Annotated in this window: 23 protein-coding genes; 6 read left to right on the forward strand and 17 right to left on the reverse strand. The window is 71.3% G+C overall.

Translation table 11 applies throughout. The features are described from left to right. Positions 1-17 precede the first annotated feature (17 nt). The 3 genes from ABZ738_RS09900 to ABZ738_RS09910 form a co-directional block, all read right to left on the reverse strand. Positions 18-587, reverse strand: a complete 570-nt coding sequence (locus ABZ738_RS09900) for a nucleosidase (RefSeq protein ID WP_131054564.1) — start codon at positions 585-587, stop codon at positions 18-20. A 66-nt stretch (positions 588-653) separates the two neighbouring features. Further along, on the reverse strand, positions 654-1,379 hold the full coding sequence (locus tag ABZ738_RS09905) for a hypothetical protein (RefSeq protein ID WP_131054563.1): 726 nt from the start codon (positions 1,377-1,379) through the stop codon (positions 654-656). Between the two features lie 44 nt (positions 1,380-1,423). Continuing rightward, complete coding sequence (locus ABZ738_RS09910) at positions 1,424-2,821, reverse strand: PLP-dependent aminotransferase family protein (RefSeq protein ID WP_357212216.1); 1,398 nt, start codon at positions 2,819-2,821, stop codon at positions 1,424-1,426. On the opposite strand from ABZ738_RS09910, the gene ABZ738_RS09915 reads away from it, so the two are divergent. After that, positions 2,820-3,737, forward strand: a complete 918-nt coding sequence (locus ABZ738_RS09915; protein WP_131052871.1) for a DMT family transporter — start codon at positions 2,820-2,822, stop codon at positions 3,735-3,737. The genes ABZ738_RS09910 and ABZ738_RS09915 overlap by 2 nt on opposite strands. Positions 3,738-3,770: 33 nt before the next feature. Here the strand turns inward: ABZ738_RS09915 and ABZ738_RS09920 are convergent, their stop codons facing one another. The 5 genes from ABZ738_RS09920 to ABZ738_RS09940 all read right to left on the reverse strand — a co-directional run bounded on the left by ABZ738_RS09920 (position 3,771) and on the right by ABZ738_RS09940 (position 8,076). Continuing rightward, a complete protein-coding gene (locus tag ABZ738_RS09920) occupies positions 3,771-3,962 on the reverse strand; it encodes a DUF397 domain-containing protein (RefSeq protein WP_131052872.1) in 192 nt (63 codons plus the stop codon). Continuing rightward, complete coding sequence (locus tag ABZ738_RS09925) at positions 3,955-4,836, reverse strand: helix-turn-helix transcriptional regulator (protein ID WP_357212219.1); 882 nt, start codon at positions 4,834-4,836, stop codon at positions 3,955-3,957. The genes ABZ738_RS09920 and ABZ738_RS09925 overlap by 8 nt, the downstream gene beginning before the upstream one ends. Before the next feature lie 273 nt (positions 4,837-5,109). Then, positions 5,110-5,577 carry a hypothetical protein gene (locus ABZ738_RS09930; RefSeq protein ID WP_357212221.1) on the reverse strand — a complete coding sequence of 156 codons (468 nt, stop codon included), beginning with the start codon at positions 5,575-5,577 and terminating at the stop codon, positions 5,110-5,112. A 109-nt stretch (positions 5,578-5,686) separates the two neighbouring features. Further along, positions 5,687-7,615, reverse strand: a complete 1,929-nt coding sequence (locus ABZ738_RS09935; RefSeq protein WP_357212223.1) for a DUF2075 domain-containing protein — start codon at positions 7,613-7,615, stop codon at positions 5,687-5,689. Positions 7,616-7,740: 125 nt separating this feature from the next. Beyond that, positions 7,741-8,076 carry a nucleotide pyrophosphohydrolase gene (locus tag ABZ738_RS09940; RefSeq protein ID WP_131052875.1) on the reverse strand — a complete coding sequence of 112 codons (336 nt, stop codon included), beginning with the start codon at positions 8,074-8,076 and terminating at the stop codon, positions 7,741-7,743. A gap of 76 nt (positions 8,077-8,152) precedes the next feature. Between ABZ738_RS09940 and ABZ738_RS09945 the strand changes: the two genes are divergently transcribed. The 4 genes from ABZ738_RS09945 (at position 8,153) to ABZ738_RS09960 (ending at position 12,823) form a co-directional block, all read left to right on the forward strand. Further along, complete coding sequence (locus tag ABZ738_RS09945; protein WP_357212225.1) at positions 8,153-9,442, forward strand: serpin family protein; 1,290 nt, start codon at positions 8,153-8,155, stop codon at positions 9,440-9,442. A 135-nt stretch (positions 9,443-9,577) separates the two neighbouring features. Continuing rightward, positions 9,578-11,194, forward strand: a complete 1,617-nt coding sequence (locus ABZ738_RS09950) for a flavin monoamine oxidase family protein (protein ID WP_131052877.1) — start codon at positions 9,578-9,580, stop codon at positions 11,192-11,194. A gap of 208 nt (positions 11,195-11,402) precedes the next feature. After that, positions 11,403-12,518 (forward strand): sialidase family protein, encoded by a 1,116-nt coding sequence (locus ABZ738_RS09955; RefSeq protein ID WP_131052878.1) that lies wholly within the window; start codon positions 11,403-11,405, stop codon positions 12,516-12,518. After that, positions 12,515-12,823 (forward strand): MoaD/ThiS family protein, encoded by a 309-nt coding sequence (locus ABZ738_RS09960; RefSeq protein ID WP_131052879.1) that lies wholly within the window; start codon positions 12,515-12,517, stop codon positions 12,821-12,823. The genes ABZ738_RS09955 and ABZ738_RS09960 overlap by 4 nt, the downstream gene beginning before the upstream one ends. A gap of 34 nt (positions 12,824-12,857) precedes the next feature. Here the strand turns inward: ABZ738_RS09960 and ABZ738_RS09965 are convergent, their stop codons facing one another. From ABZ738_RS09965 to ABZ738_RS09980, 4 genes are read right to left on the reverse strand one after another with little or no spacing between them, the layout of a single operon-like run. Then, a complete protein-coding gene (locus ABZ738_RS09965; protein ID WP_131052880.1) occupies positions 12,858-13,484 on the reverse strand; it encodes a response regulator transcription factor in 627 nt (208 codons plus the stop codon). Then, the gene (locus ABZ738_RS09970) at positions 13,481-14,683 is read right to left on the reverse strand and encodes a histidine kinase (protein ID WP_357212228.1); all 1,203 of its coding nucleotides are present in this window, start codon (positions 14,681-14,683) and stop codon (positions 13,481-13,483) included. Before ABZ738_RS09970 ends, ABZ738_RS09965 begins: the two co-directional genes overlap by 4 nt. Positions 14,684-14,694: 11 nt before the next feature. Next, on the reverse strand, positions 14,695-15,138 hold the full coding sequence (locus ABZ738_RS09975) for an ABA4-like family protein (RefSeq protein WP_131052882.1): 444 nt from the start codon (positions 15,136-15,138) through the stop codon (positions 14,695-14,697). Next, complete coding sequence (locus tag ABZ738_RS09980; protein WP_357212230.1) at positions 15,135-16,115, reverse strand: hypothetical protein; 981 nt, start codon at positions 16,113-16,115, stop codon at positions 15,135-15,137. Before ABZ738_RS09980 ends, ABZ738_RS09975 begins: the two co-directional genes overlap by 4 nt. Before the next feature lie 169 nt (positions 16,116-16,284). On the opposite strand from ABZ738_RS09980, the gene ABZ738_RS09985 reads away from it, so the two are divergent. Next, positions 16,285-17,295, forward strand: a complete 1,011-nt coding sequence (locus ABZ738_RS09985) for a CehA/McbA family metallohydrolase (RefSeq protein WP_357212232.1) — start codon at positions 16,285-16,287, stop codon at positions 17,293-17,295. A gap of 21 nt (positions 17,296-17,316) precedes the next feature. Here the strand turns inward: ABZ738_RS09985 and ABZ738_RS09990 are convergent, their stop codons facing one another. The 5 genes from ABZ738_RS09990 to ABZ738_RS10010 all read right to left on the reverse strand — a co-directional run bounded on the left by ABZ738_RS09990 (position 17,317) and on the right by ABZ738_RS10010 (position 20,227). After that, on the reverse strand, positions 17,317-17,517 hold the full coding sequence (locus ABZ738_RS09990; RefSeq protein WP_357212234.1) for a DUF4926 domain-containing protein: 201 nt from the start codon (positions 17,515-17,517) through the stop codon (positions 17,317-17,319). 3 nt (positions 17,518-17,520) lie between these two features. Next, positions 17,521-18,681 carry a WXG100 family type VII secretion target gene (locus tag ABZ738_RS09995; protein ID WP_357212236.1) on the reverse strand — a complete coding sequence of 387 codons (1,161 nt, stop codon included), beginning with the start codon at positions 18,679-18,681 and terminating at the stop codon, positions 17,521-17,523. After that, positions 18,671-18,997, reverse strand: a complete 327-nt coding sequence (locus tag ABZ738_RS10000; RefSeq protein WP_131052606.1) for a type VII secretion target — start codon at positions 18,995-18,997, stop codon at positions 18,671-18,673. Before ABZ738_RS10000 ends, ABZ738_RS09995 begins: the two co-directional genes overlap by 11 nt. Further along, positions 18,984-19,385: a YbaB/EbfC family nucleoid-associated protein gene (locus ABZ738_RS10005; RefSeq protein ID WP_131052607.1), complete on the reverse strand. Its 402-nt coding sequence runs from the start codon at positions 19,383-19,385 to the stop codon at positions 18,984-18,986. Before ABZ738_RS10005 ends, ABZ738_RS10000 begins: the two co-directional genes overlap by 14 nt. Before the next feature lie 77 nt (positions 19,386-19,462). Beyond that, a complete protein-coding gene (locus tag ABZ738_RS10010; RefSeq protein ID WP_131052608.1) occupies positions 19,463-20,227 on the reverse strand; it encodes an SDR family oxidoreductase in 765 nt (254 codons plus the stop codon). Positions 20,228-20,324 lie beyond the last annotated feature (97 nt).

Consider the following 20,324-nt stretch of genomic DNA (forward strand, 5'->3'; position numbering starts at 1 on the left):
GTCCGGGACCACCCCGGTCAGAGGTGGTCCCGGACCCAGCCGGCGAGCAGCCGCGCGCAGTCGTCCACCGACTCCTTCCAGGTCCGGTCCGCCCCGGCACCGGCCTCGTCGCTGACCTGCTTGACCAGCCGCACCGGTACGCCGAACCGCAGCGCGGTCGACGCCACCGCGTAGCCCTCCATGTCCACCAACTGGGCGCGGGCGGCCAGCTCGGCGCGCGTCTCGTCGTCGGCGACGAACCGGTCGCCGGTCGCCAGCACCGGCCCGTCACCCCCCAGCGCCAGCGGCGCCCCGACGCTCTGCCCGGTCAACCGGCGGATGAACTCGGTGTCCAGGTCGTGCTGGAGCACACTGCCGACCTGGTGGGTGCCCGTCCAGTCGGGGTGCAGCGCGCCGGCCGTGCCGAGGTTGACCACCGCCGACGGCAGCGGGCCACGGGCCAGCGTCGCCGCCACCGCGACCGCCGCGTTGACCTTCCCCATCCCGGTGAGCAGCACCGGCAGGCGCGCATCGAGGTAGGTGGCCTCCTCGGCGATGGCCAGGACGAGCAACGGACGGTCCGGGCTGATCGTTCCGCGAAGATCCATCCGGCGATGGTAGCGGCCGTTCGTGACCACCCCGTTGCCGGCGGCCACGGCCGGACGGGGACGCCGTCAGCGTGCCCCCACGGTAGTAGCGGCGGCGGCGAGCAGGGTCCGCAACTCGGCGTGCGGAAACCCGCCGGGTGTCGGTGCCCCACGGGTGCTGTAGAAGTCCCGCTTTTGCCCGTCCGCCTGGGTGGCCCACCGGTTGCCGTCCTCGTCGTGCTGCCAGACGACGCCGTGGTCGCGAAAGTCCGCACCCTGGAGCCAGTCCGTCCCACGCGGCCAGTAGCCGTCCCACCCCGACGGCCGCAGCGACGCGTACGCCGCCTCCACCGCCGCCACCGCCGCGTCCACGTCGTCGTCGGCGAAGACCGCGGCATACCGGCAGAGCAGCGCCAGCGGTGCCCCGGGATGCGAGTGGCCCGGATCGAGAGCGGCGATCGCCCGGCAGATCAGGTCGAGTTCCGACCAGCGCAGCGCGTACGGGTGCCAGTGCGCCAGATCGTCCCACCCCAGCTCTGCCGGTTTGTCCGAACCCGGCACGACGATCTCCAGACTGTGGAAGTCGATCCCGACGTCGGCGGTCAGCAGCAGGCGACACCCGTCGCCGACCGCGAACTCCGCATCCGGGTCGTCTTCGTCTTCGTCCTCGTCGTCGTCAGGTTCGTTGTCGACGTCGTCGTCGAGCAGGTCGCCGAGACGATCGGCGCCCGCGCCGTCCGCGTGGGCGAAGGTGTAACGAGCCCAGAACGAGGGACTGTGCAACGACTCGGACAGCGGTGTGGAGGTGGACATCGCACGATTCTCGTCGAGCCGTACGACACGATGCGGGAGGGTTGTCACGCCACCGTGCGCAGCGCCCGAGCGAGGCGGCGGACGGCCTCGTCCATCGCCTCGGGCGGGGCGGCGGCGTAGGTGAGGCGCAGGTGCGGTGCCGGCGGTTCGGCGGCGTACCAGGGGCGGCCGGGAAAGACGACGACCCCTTCGGCGGCGGCGGTCGCGGCCAGCGCCACGTCGTCGGTGCCGTCGGGCAGGCGTACCCAGAGGTGCAGACCGCCGCGCGGCACGGGCTGCCCGGCCAGGTCCGGCAGGTGCCGACGCAGTGCGGCCCGCAACGCCTCACGACGGGTACGCAGTGCGGCCCGCAGCGCCCGCCGGTGTCGCGCCCAGGCCGGTGCGGTGACGACCTCGATGGTGGCCTGCTGCAACGGCCCGGCGACGAAGAAGTCGTCGAGCAGTCGGGCCGCGCGCAACCGCGCGCCAGCGGGGCCCCGTGCACCGATCGCCGCGACCCGCAGACCGGGAGCGGCCGACTTGGTCAGCGACCGCAGATAGACGACGTGTCCGTGCGGATCGTCGGCGGCCAACGGTGGCGGGGCCACCCCGTCCAGCGTGAGATCACGGGCGTAGTCGTCCTCGATCAGGAACGCCCCGGCGTCGCGTACCGCCTCGGCGACCGGGGCCCGCCGGTCGGCCGCCAACGTGGCACCGTGCGGGTTGGCGTGCAGCGGCTGGCAGTAGAACAGCCGCGCGCCGGTCCGGGCGAAGGCGGCGGCGAGCTGGTCGGGGCGTACCCCCTCGGTGTCGGCGGGCACCGGCACCACCCGCAGCCCGGCGGCCCGCGCGGCGGCCAGCGCACCCAGATAGGTCGGCGACTCCACGAGCAGGGTGTCGCCGGACGTGGCGAGCGCCCGCAACGCCGTCGACAACGCGGCCTGACCTCCCGGGCAGATCACCATGTCGTCGGCGCGCAACCCGGTGCCCGCCTCGCGGGCGAACCAGGCCCGCAGATCCGCCCGCCCCTCGGTCGGACCGCGCTGCCACGCGGCGGGTTGCCGGGCGGCACGCGCGAGCGCGGTACCGAGCGCGACGGCCGGTTGCAGCTCGGCGTCGAGGTACCCGCCGGACAACGGAATCGCGCCTTCCGGCGGTAACGCCAGTAACGCCTGCATCTCCTGCTCGCCGGCCGGGCGGGGACCGAGCGCCACCGTCTGCCAGGACAGGTCGGGCGCCGGTCGCTCGTCCGGCCGGGCGGCCACGAAGGTGCCCCGGCCGGACCGCGCCTCGATCAGCCCTTCGCCCACCAACTGTCGAATGGCCTCGGCGACGGTGACCGGCGACGCGCGGTGCCGGGCGGTCAGCTCGCGTACCGACGGCAGTCGGGCGCCGGGCTCCGCAGCCGCCGCCAGCCGCCGCAGGTCCAGGACAACGCGAGCGGATGCGTTATCGTGATCCATGAGAGCACAGAGTAGCGGTACTGTCCGCGCGGCGATAACGGTGGACCGGCCGCTCGGCCTCGCCCTCGGCGCGCTCGGCGTCCTCACGTTCTCCCTGTCGCTGCCCGCGACCCGCGTCGCCGTGCAGCACCTCGACCCTTGGTTCGTCGCCTTCGGCCGGGCCGTCGGTGCCGCGCTGCTCGCCGGGGCGTACCTGCGACTCACCGCAGCCCCACCACCCACCCGCCGCCAGTGGCGACGCCTGGCGGTCGTCGCCCTCGGCGTGGTCGTCGGGTTCCCGCTGTTCACCTCGCTGGCCCTGACCACCCAGACCGCCGCCCACGGTGCCGTCGTCGTCACCGTGCTGCCCGCCATGACCGCCGTGTTCGCGGTGCTGCGCGCCGGGGAACGCCCACCGAGACGGTTCTGGGCCGCCGGTGCCGCCGGCCTGCTCGCCGTCCTCACCTTCCTCGTCGCCACCGGCACCGTGCACGGTGCCCTGTCCCTGGCCGACCTCTATCTGCTGGCCGCCGTCGTCCTCTGCGGCCTCGGCTACGCCGAAGGCGGCGCACTCGCCCGCGAACTCGGCGGCGCGCAGACCATCTGCTGGGCCCTGCTGCTCGCGCTGCCGGTCACCGTGCCCGTCACCGTCGTGGCCGCCGTGACCCACCCGCCGACGGCCGACGTCGCCGCCTGGTCGGCCTTCGGCTACCTGACCACGGTCTCCATGTTCCTGGGCTTCTTCGCCTGGTACGCGGGCCTGGCCCGGGGCGGCATCGCCCAGGTCGGCCAGATCCAACTCGCCCAGCCGGTGCTGACCCTGCTCTGGTCCGCGCTGCTGCTCGCCGAGACCGTCAGCGCGGCGTCGATCGTCGCCGCGCTGGTCGTGCTCGTCTGTGTCGTGTGGACCCAACGCACCCGCGTCCCCGCCGGGTGAGTGGTCTCGGCAACGGTGAGTGAGGTGTGTGCCTCAGCGGGACTTGGTGGCTCGGACGAAGCTGGTCCACTCCGTGGGGGAGAAGGCGAGGACAGGCCCGGCCGGGTCCTTGCTGTCGCGAACGGCGACGAGGCCGGGCAGGTTGTCGGCGACCTCCACGCAATTGCCGCCGTTGCTGCCGCTGCGGGTGCTCTTACGCCACTGGGCTCCAGCCAGATCAGCCATGGTGGACCTCCCCGATGATCTTGTTGATGAGCTGCCTTGATTCTGCCTCATCCAGGGACAGGTCATCGAGGCTTGCCCACACCTCTTCGTAGGCTGCGTATTCCTCGGGCCGGTCCAGATAGAGCGCTCCGGTCCATGATTCGCAGTAGACCACCGACGGTTCGGGCGTGGTCCGCTTGCCAGGTGGGAAGTCGAGGATGACGAACGTACCCGCCTCTGCTCCTCGGTGCATCCTCGCAGTCAGTGGAAGCACCCGGATGGACACGTTCGACATCTCGTCGGCCGTCAGGAGATGACGAAGCTGGTCGGCCATGACCGCAGCATCGCCGACGGTGCGAATAAGTGCCGCTTCGGCGAGGACGACCTCGAACTTGGGGGCCTGCGGGAGTAGACGTTTCAAAATCTCCTGCCGTTGCAGGCGCACCCTCACCAAGCGTTCCCGTTCCACTTCGGTAGCGTCGGCTCGCTGCTGATAGACCGCTTGTGCATAGTCACAGGTCTGGAGCAGGCCAGGGATAAGAGTGTCTTCGTACTCCCGAAGCTGGTGGGCGGTGGATTCCAGCCCCACGTATAGCTCGAACCAGTCAGGGATGGCGACCCCGTAGGAGTGCCACCAGCCTTTGGCCTTGGTCTCGGTGGCCAGAGCGACGAGGGCGGTGGTCAGCTCGGGTGTGGCGGCGTACAGCTCACACATGACCTTGACGTCGAGCGGGCGGGCCGGGCCGAGGCCGCTCTCCATGCGCCACATCTTCTGTCGGCTGCACTGCATCGCCTCGGCAGCGCCGTCGAGGGTCATGCGTGCTTCGGTGCGAAGGTCGCGCAGTGCTCGCCCGAGCTGTCGCCGGGGGACTGTCGATCCCATGTCGTCGGCCATCCGCCACCCTCCCGTGTTGCGTTTTGTTACATCCGCACGCCATCGGTGAAACGTCGAACGGTTGCGTGAAAATGATCGGTATCAGCGCCGTCCGCGCGAAAGTGCCTGAGCCTCTGACCTTACAAGAAGTTCCGACAACGAGCCATCACCGCGCAATTCCCCTGGGCGTCGCACATCTGTCGTCTGACGCTGCGCTGAGGTGCGCTGAAAAGCGGCCGTGCAACATCTTGTGATTCATGTACGCGAGTTTCAATGATTGCGGAAATGGCGACGTCAGCCGTCGATGACCCTGAGGTAGACGGTGCCGCTGGTGGTGTCGAGGTACACGACCCCGTGGTACTTCGTGGTCCGCACGTCGGCGGCATACTGCTCGTTGACCTGCCAGTTCCCGCTGTCTGGCAGGAAGGGACGAAGCGCGGCACCCAGCGTGCCGTCCCACCCGGCAGGAGCGGGCTGCCACTCGTACTGTTCGACGGCCGACACTCGGTCGCCAGGCTGCAACACGACCAACGCCTCGATGCGAATGTCGGTCGGACCGGGCGCGCGGGAATCGCCCGTCCCGGCGGCGCCCGCCTGCCAGTGCACCTCCGCGACGTCGCCGAGGTGCGGGAAACGCTTGGTGATCGGTTCCCGGTCGGTGCGTACGGGTGGTGGGCTCACGGTGGTGGTCCGCGCCGTCGGACGCCCGTGGTCGGGTGTGCCGGTGACACAGCCGGTGAGGCCCAACAGGACTGCTGTCACCAGGAGCCCAGTGCGCAGATCAGCCAATCGAACGTCCCTCCGCGCGATCCTCGGAGGCGTGGCGTTCGGGCCCGGTGCCGCCGTGAAGGTCGGAATTCTCTGGCCCACCCTAAGGTCGAGAAGCGGCCGTCGTGCCGCCGCCGGCCTCGGAGGGCTCGTACGTCGTCTCGACCGGACGTCGGACATCGAGAAGCGAGGCCAGGTAGTCGCGGGTCTCCGGGTCGGTGGAGTACAGGACGGTTCCGCGCATGCCCCGTGTCATGAGCACCTTGTAGGTGTTGCGGATCAGGCGGTCCGCCTCGTCGTCGCTGAGCGCCTTGCGGCTGCGGAACGCCGGGTCCTTCGACTCCGCCCGATCGGTGACCAGGCGGCCGTCCCGAGCGACGAGGTCCGGTCCGAGGATGACGCCCGACCACGCGTACTCGAAGCCCTGCGCCGTGTAGACGCAGCCCACCTGGCCGAATCCGTTCGGATCGGTGGCCCAGAACGCGCTGCCCGGTGCGTCGCCCACACTCCGGTCGCTCTTGACGTTCCACGGCCGCGCCCAGCTTCCGATCTGCACGTCCGCCACCAGGGAGTCGTCCGGGCAGGGGTCACTCCACGGCCAGCAGTAGCCCGCCGACATGCGGGCGGTCTCACCGGCGGCCTGCCGACCGGCCAGGAACGCCTCCATCTCCTCGGGTGACTCTGCCAGCCGCAGGTCGAGCCGGCCGTCGCCGGTCCAGACCGAGGGCTCACCACCGTCGAGGCCGAGCAGGTCGAGAACCCACTGCTCGTACGCGTCGCTGCCGCCGCACCGGAACTGGTCGTGCAGCGAGACGACCTCGACGTGCAGGTCGAGCTGTGCGGCGTACGCGGAGATGACCTCGACGTTGCCCAACTCGCCCGGCTTGACCACCTGGTGCTCGTCGAGCAGGAACACCGGCACCCGTGCCGCCGCGATCAGCTCGTCGATCTGGGGGCGTGCCTTGTCCCGCTTGGCCTTGGGCGTGAACCGGTTGACCGACGTCTCCCGGATGCGGTGTGCCTCGTCGCAGATCAGCACGTCGAGGCCGTTGCGTTCGGCGGTCATGAAGCTGTTGAAGTACCCGAACAGGTTCTTCAACCGCGACGAACCCTTGCCGGCGTACTTGCGCAGGGTCTGGGTGAACGACCGGGAACCGGTGGCGTGCATGACCGAGCGGTTCTGCCGGGCCAACTCACCGAGGACCGACAGGGCGATCACGCTCTTCCCACTGCCGGGGCCGCCCGAGACCACCACGACCGACTTGCGGTCCCCGGCGCGGGAGCGTTCCACGGCGTGCAGCACCAGTTCGTACGCCAGGCGCTGCTCGTCGAGCAACGTGAAGTGCGACCGCTGCTTCAACTCGGCTGCCGCGTACGACAACAGGTGCTTGCTCGGTCGGACGGCGCTGGTGAGGAACCGGTCGGCGGCGGCCGCGCCCGACGTGGGGGCCAGGTGGGTACGCAGGTGGTCGAGGAACTGGCCGCGCCGCTGCTTCGTGAAGATCCGGCTCTGCTCGGTGGCCCTGAGCTGGAAGAGTTCGTCGACGTCCCGGTCGACGGCGTTGTGCAGGTAGGCGACACCGGCGATCGGGGCACGTCGGTCGGAGAGCACACCGAGAAAGTCACCGAGGTACTCGCAGTAGTCACTGACCTGCACGCCCGGGTGCAGGCGCGGTTCGCGGGCGTGCTCGACCAGCACCAGCGTGTCGGACCCCTCGTAGGACTCCGCCCGCGACCACTGCTTGAGTTCCACCACCACGTAGGAGTCCTCGTCGGTGCGGGGGTGCGTGCCCACCAGGACCACGTCGACACGCTTGCTGGTCAATGGCAGTTGGTACTCGACGAGCATCTCGACCTGACCGAGTCCGGCATCGGCCAGATCCTGCGCGAGCACCGGCAGGCTCCGCTCCCAGGACCTGCGTTCGGCCGGGCTCACGCGACGGCCGATCGCGTCGATGATCCGGTCGGCGAGATCGCCGTTGGCGGCGTGACGGAGAAGTCCCTCGGCGGAGGTGCGGAACGCTGACAACACTTGCCCCCGGGCAGCACGAAATGATCGTGCGCATGGGGGGCGTGTCCGGTCGGCGCCGGAAGCCCGTCGTTACGCGCCTGTACGCGCCGGACTTTAGCGGAGAGATCATTTCTCCGCACGCACCGCTACCGCTTCGCCACCGAACCCTTGGCCTCGCTGACGGGATAGCGGGTGGCGACCTCGGTGAGCTTGTCCCGGGCGGCGTCCTCCAGGTCGATGTCGAGGACGTCCGCGAGTCGCGTCAGGTAGATCATCACGTCGCCGATCTCCGCGCGTACGCGGGCACCCGCCTCGGGGTCGGCCATGACCGCGCTCGCCTGCTCGGGGGTGAGCCACTGGAACTCGGCGAGCAACTCGCCGACCTCGCCCGCGAGGGCCATGGTGAGGTTCTTGGGCGTGTGGAACTGCTGCCAGTCCCGCTCGTCGGCAAAGGCGCGTACCCGCTCGGTCAGGTCTTTCACCGAGGCATGGTCTCACGGTGCGGGCCGCGAACCGTCGACCTGGCCCTACCGCACATACTTCGACTACCATCAATGTATGGTGTCGCGTCGATCTCTCTTGCGGACGGTGCCGCTCGCCGCCGCCGCGCTAACCGCCACCCGAGACCGTTCCCGTTGGTGGAACGAGTCGTCCACCTCGACAGAACCGACCCGCGTCCCGCCCGACCCGGCCGCGATGGCCGCCGCCGCGACTGCGGTACGCGGCTTCTCCGCCGGCCTCTACCGCGAGCTGGCATCGAGTCGCCCCGGCGGTAACGTGGTGTGCGCGCCGTACTCGGTCAATCTCGCACTCGCGATGACGCGGGCGGGTGCCCGCTCGACCACGGCGGACGAGATGGATGCCGTGCTCCACGCGCCGAATCCGCGGCCCGGCGCGCTCGACAGCGGGCTCAACACCGTCGCACAGTCGCTCGCCAACCGGTACCAGAACGGTGACGGCGTCGCGCGGCCCCTGCTGACCACGGCCAACGCTCTGTGGACGAGGCTCGACCTGGGCCTGCGCCACGGTTTCCAGAACACTCTGGCCGGCTACTACGGTGCCGCGCCGCACCCGGTCGACTTCCGGGGCGCTCCGGAGGCGACCCGCCAGGAGATCAACACCTGGGTGTCCGATCGGACCAACGCGAAGATCCCGGAGCTGTTGCCCTCCGGTGTCCCGACCCCCGACACCAGTCTGATCCTCACCAACACGACCTATCTGAAGGCGGCCTGGCTCTACCCGTTCAGGGCGACGGCCACGGCGGCGGAGCGGTTCACCAGGGATGACGGTGCCGGTGTCGACGTCGCGATGATGCGTGGGCCTTTCGACGGGATGGGCTACCAGGAGGGCGATGGGTGGCGCGCGGTCGACGTGCCGTTCGCAGGTGACGGACTGGGCATGGCGATCGTCATGCCGACCCGCAACGACCTGGCGGCGATCGAGGCCAACCTCGACGTCACGTGGCTGGGTGCATTGCTCACCGGCTTCCGGAACGCCCTCGTCGAACTGCGCCTGCCCCGGTGGACTTTCCGCCTGCCGGCGGAGTTGGCTGCCGCGCTGGGCAACCTCGGCATGCCGACCGCGTTCAGCTCGCGGGCCGACTTCACCGGCATGAGCACCGAACCGGCCCTGAGTATCGACGACGTGCTGCACGAGACGTTCATCGCCGTGGACGAGAAGGGCACGGAGGCGGCGGCCGCGTCGGCTGTCATCGTACGGCCGCCGTCGATCCCGCAGGGTCCGCAGTTCTTCGTGAACCGGCCGTTCCTGTACGTCATCCACGACCGGTTCACCGGTGTGCCGCTGTTCCTCGGGCGGGTGCACGACCCGCTGGTCACCGGCCCGTAGGGCGGCCTCCTCGCTGATCCGGGCGCCCGCCGCCTGCCCGGTGGCGCGCGCTGACCGGTCGGGCGGGTGTTACCGATGGGCTACGCCGATGAAACACGCCGCTGAGATCGTCGTCCATCGATCAAGGAGGCGGCGATGACGACACCCACCACGCGACGGCAGTTTCTCCAGGCGGTCGGGGTATCCGGCGGTGCCGGGGTGCTCTACGGGACGATGGGCGCGCTCGGGTTGGCTCCCGCCGCGCAGGCCGCACCGCCGTTCCGCGCGCCGAACCGGTCGGACTTCACGCTGACCGGGCGGTCCGCGAAGTCCGTCGTCGTGCTCGGCGCGGGCATCGCCGGACTGACCACGGCGTACGAGTTGGGCAAGGCGGGTTACCGGGTGACCGTGCTGGAGGCGCGGAGCCGCCCGGGTGGGCGTAACTGGACGGTGCGCGGTGGCACCAGCGAGACCGACCTCGACGGGCACACCCAGCGCGCCCGGTTCACCGGTGGGCAGTACATGAACGCCGGTCCGGCGCGGATCGCCCAGCACATGGTGACCATGGACTACTGCCGGGAGCTGGGCGTCCCGGTCGAGATCTTCGGCAACCAGAACGCCGACGGCTACTACTACAACGAGGACGTCGGTCCGCTCTCCGGCACACCGATTCGGCACCGCGAGGCGAAGGCGGACGTCTACGGGTACGTCTCCGAGCTGCTCGCCAAGGCCACCGACCAGGGTGCGCTCGACGGGCAGCTCACCGCCGACGACAAGGAACGTCTGCTGGAGTTCCTGCGCGGATTCGGCGCCATCGGCGGCCGGGTGGCGGGGAACCCGGCGGCCAGTTGGCGGTACGCGGGCACCAACCGCCGTGGCTACCAGGTCGAACCGGGCGCCGGCAACGAGGCGGGTACGCCGAAACTGACCCCGCACTCCCTGCCGGACGTGCTGGCCAGCGGCGTCGGCCGGTACTTCTCCTTCGAGTTCGGCTACGACCAGGCGATGCTGATGTTCCAGCCGGTCGGCGGAATGGATCGCATCGCGTACGCCCTGGAGGAGGCCGTGGGGCGCGGACGCATCAGCTACGGCGCGGAGGTGCGGTCGATCTCGAACACCGGCTCCGGGGTCTCGGTCGTCCACGCCGGACCCGGCGGTCGGGTGCGGACCGTCACTGCGGACTTCTGCGTCTGCACGATTCCGCCGCCGGTGCTGGCGCGGATCCCGTCGAACCTGTCCCAGCCGGTGCGGGCCGCCCTCGACTACGCGGTGCCGACCGCCACCGGCAAGATCGGGTTGCAGTACCGTCGGCGCTGGTGGGAGCAGGACGAGAACATCTACGCCGGCATCACCAACACCAACCTGGACCTGTCCGCGATCTGGTACCCGTCCTACGGCTACCACGGCGCGAAGGGTCTGGTCATCGGCTACTACAACTTCGGTGCCAACGCCCAGTCGTACGCGGCCCTGCCCCCCGCCGAGCGGGAGGCCCGCGCCGTCGCCCAGGGCGTGAAGATCCACGGCGAGGCGTACCGCAGCGAGGTGGAGGCGTCGTTCTCGGTGGCCTGGGAGCGGACCCGCCACAGCGAGGGCGGCTGGATGTCGTGGCCCTCGCGGACCAGCGGTGGGCACTACGGGCGGCTGCTGGAGCCGGACGGTCGGGTCTACTTCGCCGGTGACCACCTCAGCCACTACATCGCCTGGCAGGCCGGTGCCTTCGAGTCGGCCCGCAAGGTCGTGTCCGACCTGCACGCCCGCGTGATGTCGACCTGAGCTGTCCGACCCCTCCTCGTCTGCCCGCCGGGCGGACGGGTGTCGCGCGCCCACCGGCCGGAACTTGTCGTACCCGGCCGGTATGACCGTCAGTGAACGGCACCGGCGTGGCAATCGGGGTTCATCGGACACGACAGGAGAATGGCGACATGGCCACACGACAACACACACCACACCAGGTCGGCACCACGCGCCACGGAGAGCCGCGATGACCGGCGTACGGGTGCTGGTCGGCACCCGCAAGGGCGCGTTCCTGCTCACCTCGGACGGTCGACGCGCCGACTGGACTGTCGACGGGCCGCACTTCGGCGGCTGGGAGATCTTCCACCTCACCGGCTCACCGGCCGACCCGGACCGGCTCTACGCCTCACAGTCCGGCGGCTGGTTCGGGCAGTTGATCCAGCGCTCCGACGACGGCGGTAAGACCTGGGCCACCGTCGGCAACGACTTCGCGTACACCGGCGAGGTCGGCGAGCACCTCTGGTACGACGGCACGCCGCGCCCGTGGGAGTTCAAGCGGATCTGGCACCTGGAGCCGTCCCGCGACGACCCCGACACCGTGTACGCCGGTGCCGAGGACGCCGCCCTCTACGTCTCGAACGACGGCGGCCAGAAGTGGACCGAGCTGACCGCGTTGCGGACCCACCGGACCGGCCCGTCGTGGCAGCCCGGCGCCGGTGGTCTCTGCCTGCACACGATCATCCTGGACCCGGTGCACCCGGGCCGGATCTACACCGCCATCTCGGCGGCGGGCGCGTTCCGCAGCGACGACTCGGGCGCGAGCTGGCTGCCGATCAACAAGGGCCTGCGGTCGGGGGAGATCCCCGACACCGACGCCGAGGTGGGCCACTGCGTCCACCACATCGCCCAGCACCCGTCGCGGCCGGACACGCTGTTCATGCAGAAGCACTGGGACGTGATGCGCAGCGACGACGCCGGTGCGAACTGGCGTGAGATCAGCGGCGACCTGCCCTCGGACTTCGGGTTTCCGATCGCGGTGCACGCCCACGAGCCGGAGACGATCTACGTCGTACCGATCAAGAGCGACTCCGAGCACTACCCACCGGAGGGGCGGTTGCGGGTCTACCGCAGTCGCACCGGCGGCGACGAGTGGGAGCCGCTGACCACCGGGCTGCCGCAGTCCGACTGCTACGTCAACGTCCTGCGCGACGCGATGGCGGTCGACACGCTCGACGAGTGCGGCATCTATGTCGGCACCACCGGCGGGCAGGTCTACCACTCGGCGAACGGCGGCGACACCTGGGCGCCGATCGTCCGGGACCTGCCCCCGGTGCTCTCCGTGGAAGTCCAGGTGTTGCCGTGATCCGGGTCGTCCTCCCGGCCCACCTGAAGACCCTCGCCAAGGTCACCGGCGAGGTACGCCTGGAGGTGGCCGGTCCGGACGGGGGGCCGGCCACCCAGCGCCTGGTGCTGGACGCGTTGGAGGCGCGCTATCCGATGCTGCTCGGCACCATCCGGGACCGGCACAGCGGCAAACGTCGCGCCTTCGTCCGCTTCTACGCCTGCGAGGAGGACCTCTCGCACTCCCCACCCGACGCACCGCTGCCCGAGGAGGTGCTCACCGGCGCGGAACCGTACATCGTCCTGGGCGCGATGGCCGGCGGATAGCGGGCCTCCGTCGCGGCCGGGGGAGAGCCGACCGTCACAGCCCTCGGGCGAACAGCGCCAGCCGGACCCGGTTGGGGCTGCCGGTCTTGGTCATCAGGCTGGTGATGTGGGTCTTCACCGTGGTCACGCCGATGTGCAGCCGCTCGGCGATCTCCCCGTTGGACAGTCCCTCCGCGACCAGGTCGAGCACGTCCTGCTCCCGAGCGGTCAGACCGTCGACCGGTGCCGGTGTCTCGGCGCGGGCGTGCACCGCCCGAGTCACGAGGCGGCGTAGCACGTCCTGGCTGAACGGGCTGTCCCCGGCGGCGGCCCGCCGGACGCCCTCCAGCAGCTCGGTGGGGGGCGCGTCCTTGAGCAGGAACCCACAGGCGCCGGCGGTGAGCGCCGGATAGAGGTGGTCGTCGTCGCCGAACGTGGTCAACACCAGCACCCGGATGGCGGGCCGGTCGGCCAGGATGCGGCTGGTCGCGGTGATGCCGTCGACGCCCGGCATGCGCAGGTCCATCACCACCACGTCGGGGACCAACCGCGCCGCCAACGTGATCGCCTCGCGGCCGTTGTCGGCCTCACCGACCACCTCGATGTCGGGCTGCGCGTCGCAGAGCATGCGCAACCCGGCGCGGATCAGGTGCTGGTCGTCCACCAGCAGTACGCGGATCATGATGCCTCCACCGGGTGCGGCACGTCGCGGTCCGGCGTGGCGGGCAGCACCGTACGGACCCGCCAGCCGCTGCCGGTCGGCCCCGCCTCCAGGTGCCCGCCGAGGACCTCGACCCGTTCCCGCATCCCGGTGATGCCGTGGCCGCCGCCCGCCGGCACCGCCGTCGGGACCGCGCCGCGCCCGTTGTCCGTCACCTCCAGGTGCACCGCGCCGTCGACCACGGTGACGCTCAGCCGGGCCAGCGCGGCGGCACCGGCGTGCTTGGCGACGTTGGTCAGCGACTCCTGGGTCAGGCGCAGCACCGCCAGGCCCCGGACCGCGTCGAGTGACGCGACCGCCGGGTCGACCTCCGCCTCCACCGTCACCCCGGCCTGACGGGCCCGATCCACCGCCGCGCCGATCGCGGCCGGTACCGCCGACGGCTCGATCGCGGTGAGGGCCGCGTCGCCGCGTACGCCGTCCGGGTCGCGCAGCACCGCGACCAGCCGGCGCAGGTCGGCCAGGGCGGCGCTGCCGGTGCCGTGCACGTCGTCGAACACCTCGTCCACCCGGGGATCCAGGTCGGTCAGCACGTGCCGGGCCACGCCGACCCGCAGCACCATCGACGCCACGTGGTGCGCGACGACGTCGTGCAGTTCCCGCGCGATGGCGCTGCGCTCGTCGGCCCGGGCGGCGCGGTTCTCCGACTCGCGCCGCCGCTGCTCCTCCTCGGCGCGCTGCTGCGCCTGCCGGCCCAGCTCCTGCGTGGTCCGGATGACCAGGCCCAGCAGCACCGGCACACCGACGTCCACCACCAGCCCGGACGCCGCGGCGAGAAGCCACTCGACCGGTTCGCCCCGTACACCGGTCAGGTCGACCAGGGCCAGCAGACCGGCGCCCCACCAGATCGTGCGGGTCCGGCTCGCCCGCACGGTCAACTCCAGCAACGCCCACCCGGCGCCCACCTGGTTGATCATCACGTCGTCGATGACGTGGATCGCGACCGCCAGCAGCGCCACCTGCACCAGCAGGTTGCCCACCAGCCGGCGGAACAGCAGCAGCCCGGCGGTGAACGCGGCCACCGCCAGGACCAACTGCGTGGTGGTGGGCGTACCGGCGTGCAGCCCACCGAAGGAGAGGTAGAAGACGCCCGCGATGATGACCAGGACCATCCGCACGCGGGCGTCCCGCGCGTCGAACAAGCGACCCAGCCATCCCACGGTGACCAAGCCTAGGCCCTGCTGCTCGGCGCTGAGACCGGCCGGGTCCAGCGGGTACGCACCACCAGATAGACGGCCAGCCCGATCGGCCCGAGCAGAATCGTCGATACCAGCACCGGCGCCATGACCAGCGCGGGCATCCGCCGCTCGCGGCTGTCCCGCCACGCCCACGCCCCGACGAAGAGGTCGAACGCGATCATGTGCGCCCAGGCCGCCGCCGCACCGTCGTCGGTGCCCAGCAGGTCGCGGATACCGTCCAGGGTCGGCGAGGCCACCGCCGGCAGCACGTCGCCCAACGCGGGGAGCACCAGCACCGTGTAGATCACCAGGACCGGGGCCACGATCAGCGGCGAGGCGATGATCCGGCTGGTCATGTGCCAGCGCGGCAGCAGGATCATCAGCACCCAGAAGGGCGCGGCCAGCGCGAACGTCAGCGTGAACAGGGCGCCGGTCACACCGTCACCTCGTCCCTCGCGGCGTCGGCCTGCGCCGGGCTGCCGTCGACGGGCGCGGCCACCGGTTCGGGTCGACGTGGGCGCGCGAGCACCGCACCGACGGCGACCACGGTCGCGACCAGCAGCGCCGCGGCGGTGCCCAGGGTCAGCGCGTCCGGGCCCAGCAGCGGCTGTCCGCGCAACGCCTGCCAGGTCAGGAGCAGAGTTCCCGCACCGTACGCCGTGCCGGCCACCACCAGCAGCCGCACCTGGGCACGCTGATCCAGCCGCCCGCTGCGGAACCGGCCCAGCAGCAGGGCCAGGACCGGCAGCACCTGCAACGCGTGCATGCCCACGAAGTGCGGGATCCGCAGGTCCCCACCGGTGGTGCTCCAGCCCAGGACCGGCAACCCGGGGCCACCGTCCGGTACGCCGACACTGTGCGCCCCGACGATCCCGGCGACAGCCGATTCCGCGCCGTTCATCGTCATCGGGACCGCGGTCAGCATGCCGAGCAGCGTCAGACCCAGACCCAGCCCCACCGCGTACCGGCCGACCCGGTCGGGGATCGGTCGCCGCAGCACCGCCACACCGATGACGATGTGCGCGACCATCAGCACGTTGATCGCTATCCCCATCGCCTGCCAGAGAGCGGCGTTCAGCGGGCTGCTCACGTTGAAGTGGCTGGTGGTGCCGCGCAGCACCTGCCCGACGATGATCGTCATCTCCACCACCCCCATGGCGACGACGACGGTGCCGGCCCATTCCGCGACCCGGCTGCGCCGGGGCAGCAGGGTGAGCATCCAGGCCAGGGTGGCGCCGTACAGCATCAACGAGACGGAGAACTTCAACGGCTTGAGCCAGATCGGCGCGCCGGTCAGGACCCGGGGATCGGCGAAGACACCGACGGCGCAGACGACGGCGAGGACCGCCATCGCCGAGACGAAGACCAACAGGGGACGGTGCCAGGGTGCCCGCAGGGGCAGCGCGGAAGACATGTCCTGATGCTGTTCGGGCGGCGACCCGGAAGCGCCCGACCAGCGGCCCCACCTGCGGCCGTCGGTTCGAGCGGCGTCTCCTACCCAGGTCGGAGGTGCCGGCCGTACCTCCGGCCCGGACCGGGGGAGTGCCCCCTGGCGGGGACGCGATCCGCGTACGCTGCCGGGCATGGTCACCCGACCGGACGCCGCGCCGCGATACCCGGCCCTGCGGGCCACGGGCCGGGGTCCGGCCTGGTATCGGGGCGACTGTCACCTGCATTCGGTGCTCTCCCAGGGCGCGGAGCTGAGCGTGCCGCAGCTCACGGCGGCGGCCCGTGCGCTCGGGTTGGACTTCGTCGCGACCACCGAACACGACACCGTCCGTGGCCATGAGCAGTGGGCTCCGCCCCACTCCGGCGACGACCTGTTGGTGATCCTCGGTCAGGAGGTCACCACCCGCACCGGCCACTGGCTGGCCCTCGGACTCCCGCCGGAGCAGCACGTCGACTCCGGCTACGGCATCCGTGACGACACCGTCGAACGCCATCTGGATCGGGTACGCCACACCGGCGGCCTCTGCGTGCTGGCCCACCCGTACGCGCCGTACCCGTCAGGGACGTCGGCCTACCCGTACCGCTGGTTCGACGCGGTGGAGGTGTGGAACGGCCTCTGGGCATCTGACCTGCCGTGGAACGCCGACAACGAGGCCGCCCTGGCCGAGTGGGGACGCACCCTAGCCCACGATGTCCACCGGGGACGCTGGCGACCGGCGGTCGGCAACAGCGACACCCACCTCGCCGGCCAACTCGGCACACCGCACACCGTCGTGTTCGCCGAGGACCTGAGCACCGAAGCGATACTCGCCGGCCTCCGCCGGGGCCGCAGCTGGATCGCCGAGTCGACCGCCGTCCACCTCAAGGTCGAGGCGTCGACCGCCGACCACGTCGCCGCCGTCGGCGAACACCTACCCACCGGCGCTGAGCAGGTCACGGTACGCGTCCAGGTGTCCGGCGTACTCGCCGGTGTCGTCACCCTGCACACCGAACGCGGCACCGTGCACCGCGCGGCGCTGTCTCCCGACGGAACGGGAACGACCGGGTGGCACACCACGGCGGACGAGGCCGGCTACGTCCGTGTCGAGGTCCGCCACCCCACCCACCAGATGGCCGCCCTCACCAACCCCATCATCCTGACCTGAACGCGTGCTCCGCCGTAACAGTCAGGACGGGGCGTCGAGCGGGCGGATCTGATCGAGGGTGAGGGTCACCATCCCTACCGTTCGCCCGTCCGAGTCGGCGAACTCCACCTCGTAGGCGGCCGGAACGTGATCGAAGACATGCACGATCGTGCCGACAGCCCCAGGTTCCAGGTTCTCGTCGGGGATGGCCTCCCTCAGCTCGACCACGTCATACAGGTCCAACGGTCATCCTTCTTTCGGTGGGAACGAGATGGTCACCATGCGGGGCGTCGAAGTGCCGCTCTCAAGTATCCAGGCGGTGCGGACGATGATCGTTCCTTTCGGGCCGGACAGCGGCAGGTCGACGCTCCATCGCTCGCCGAACTGATCCGACTTTCCCAGCAACGGGCTGCCGGCCCGGACACCGTCGCGGACCTGTCGCAGGACCGACTCCGAGTCGTCGGGGCCCAGCCCGGTGGCGGAGTTGATGACCCGGTACTTGTTCTTGCCGACGGGATGGTCCGGATTCATGGCGTACGCCGTGATCTTCTTCGGGTCGATGTCCGGACTCGTGAAGTCAGGCTGACGGGGATCGCGGGGCGTATGGGCCGGCCTGGGATCGTCAGGCGTGTGAGGCGCTGGAGGCTCTCGCCGGAGCCTGTCCAGGGCGCGTTTGAGGTGGTCGATGAGGTCGGCGAGGCGGCGGATGTGGGGGATGATCGCCCGGAGGCTGTTCAGCAGCCCGCGCAGCAGTCTGGCGATCCGTGCCGCCCAGGACGCGACAAGTGTGGTGACCTGCTCCACCACCAGTGGGGTGGCCAGTCCGGCGGTGGCGACGAGTTCGGCGGCGTACACGGTGAGGCGGGAGACGCAGGTGGCGATGGCGTCGCGGACCAGGAGCCGGACGGCGGCGACCAGACCGGCGGTGCCCTCGGTGATGGCGGCCATCGTGTCGGCGCCCTGAGCCAGACCGGTGACGGCCTGGTGTTGCTCGGTGGCCCAGGCGCGGTAGGCGCGCCCGGCGTTGCCGTCCCAGCCGGTCACCTGCGTGCGGACGGCGTCGGCGAGCGCGGTGGCCTCGGCGCGCAGCGACGCGGCGACGTTGCGCCAGGTCTGGGCGTGTGCGGTGATCTGCGCGGGGTCGCCCGCCAACCAGTCCAGTGCCTCGCTGAGGGGCTTGACGTGCTCGATGAGCCAGGCGACACCGTACTGGAGGAGGGCGCCGACCGGGTCGGAGACGAAGGCGAGGGCATCCAGGCCGGCGCTGACCACACCGAGGCTGCCGTCGATCCAGCTTCCCTCGCGTACGCCCCGGGCGATGAGCTCGATGTCCTCGCAGATCCAGACGCCGGCCCAGGCGCTCGGTGCGACCTGCGTCGGGGCGGCGACGAGCGGGTTACCGGTCACGCCGCTCCCGCACCCGGTCGAGACGATGCCGGGCGCGTCCGTCGGCGGTCCGGTAGTGGTCGGCGCCGGTGCGCAGGCGGGTGGCCGTGTCGCGGACCGAGGTGGTGGCGGTGCCGATGCCGTCGACCAGGACCCGGTGCAGGCCGTCGAGCAGCGTGGGCATGATCGCGCAGAGTTGCCCGTACGCGGCGGTGCCGAGCCGGACCTGCTGCCCGGCCCGGCGGGCGGTGTCGAGGGTGTCGGCGTGCCGGTCGAGGCGTGCCGCGTGGGTGGTCAGCTCGTCCGGGTCGACCCGGAGCGGGTCATCGGTCGGCATCGGGGTGGCGTCGCCCGTCGCCCAGCCGCCGTCGGTAGGAGTCGACGACGGCCTGTCCCGTCGGGTCGTCGGCGCCGACGGTCTCGCGGGTCGTCGCGGTGACGCGGCGCAGCAGGTCCGCGTGGGCGGCGCGGGTGGTGGTCAGGATGAGGCGGGCGGTGTGGGCGGCGGAGTGTTGGCGTACCCGGTCGTGCAGCCGCAGGTCGACGAGGAGCCCGGCCGAGTCGACGGTGACCTCGACGGTGCGGTCCGGGCTGTGCGCGGTGCCGGTGAGGGCCGCGACCCGGGCCGCCAGGGACTGTGCTCGTCGGGCCCGGTCGGCGGCGGCGGACTCCCATTCGTCCAGGCGGCGCTGCGTCGCGTCCAGCGCCGCCTCGTCCGCCCACACGCGACCCTCCCCAGGGGACACCACCGCAGAACGCCGCCACGTTACCAACCGGTGGCGCTGCGTGCTGTCCCGCCGATCTAGCGGGCGGCGACGTGTTCGGCGAGGAACGCCTCCCAGGTCCGGCTGCCGACGGTGGCGCCGCGCAGCGTCAGGTTCGCCCCGTCGCGGTAGGCGCGTCCCGCCGCACCGGGCAGGCGGACCGGCAGGGTGAGTCGACGCTTCCCGCTGGCCCGCAGGTAGCCACGCATCAGCTCCCCGGTGGTGTGCACCTGGGGGCCGACGATGTCGGGCACCAGGCCCGCCGGGGTGCCCAGGGTCAGTTCGGCGAGGCGGGCGGCGACCTCGCGGCCGTCCACCGACTGCAACCGCAGACCGGGCAGCGGCACCACCGGCAGGGCGGTCAGCTTCTGTGCCATGGTCAGCACCAGGCTGTGGAACTGCGCGGCCCGCAGGATGGTGAAGGGCAGGCCGGAGCCGCTGATCGCCTCCTCGGCGTGCAGCTTGCTCCGCAGCCAGGCGAGCGGGACGCGGTCCGCGCCGACGACCGAGACGACGACCAGATGCCGTACGTCCGACTGTCGGGCGGCGTCGACCAGGGTGCGGGCGATCGTGTCGTCGCCCTTCTGACCGCCGGCCAGGTGCAGCACGGTGTCGACGCCGCGTACCGCTCGCTCCACGCCCTCGCCGGTCAGGAGGTCGGCCCGGACCTGTTCGGTGCCGGGGGTGGGACGGCCACCTCGTCGGCTGAGGACGCGTACCGGGCGGCCGGCGTCGCGCAGCAGCGGGGTGACCAGGCGGCCCAGGGTGCCGGTACCGCCGGTGACCAGGATCGGTGGGTGCATCGTCTCTCCCTGCGTCGGGGCCGTCCGCCGTGCGGTCGGCTACCGTTCGTGGCTTCACCGGGCTCGACCCCGCGCGGACGACGATGGTGACCGGTGA

It is taken from the genome of Micromonospora sp. NPDC047793 (genome assembly GCF_040642635.1).
Taxonomy (GTDB): domain Bacteria; phylum Actinomycetota; class Actinomycetes; order Mycobacteriales; family Micromonosporaceae; genus Micromonospora.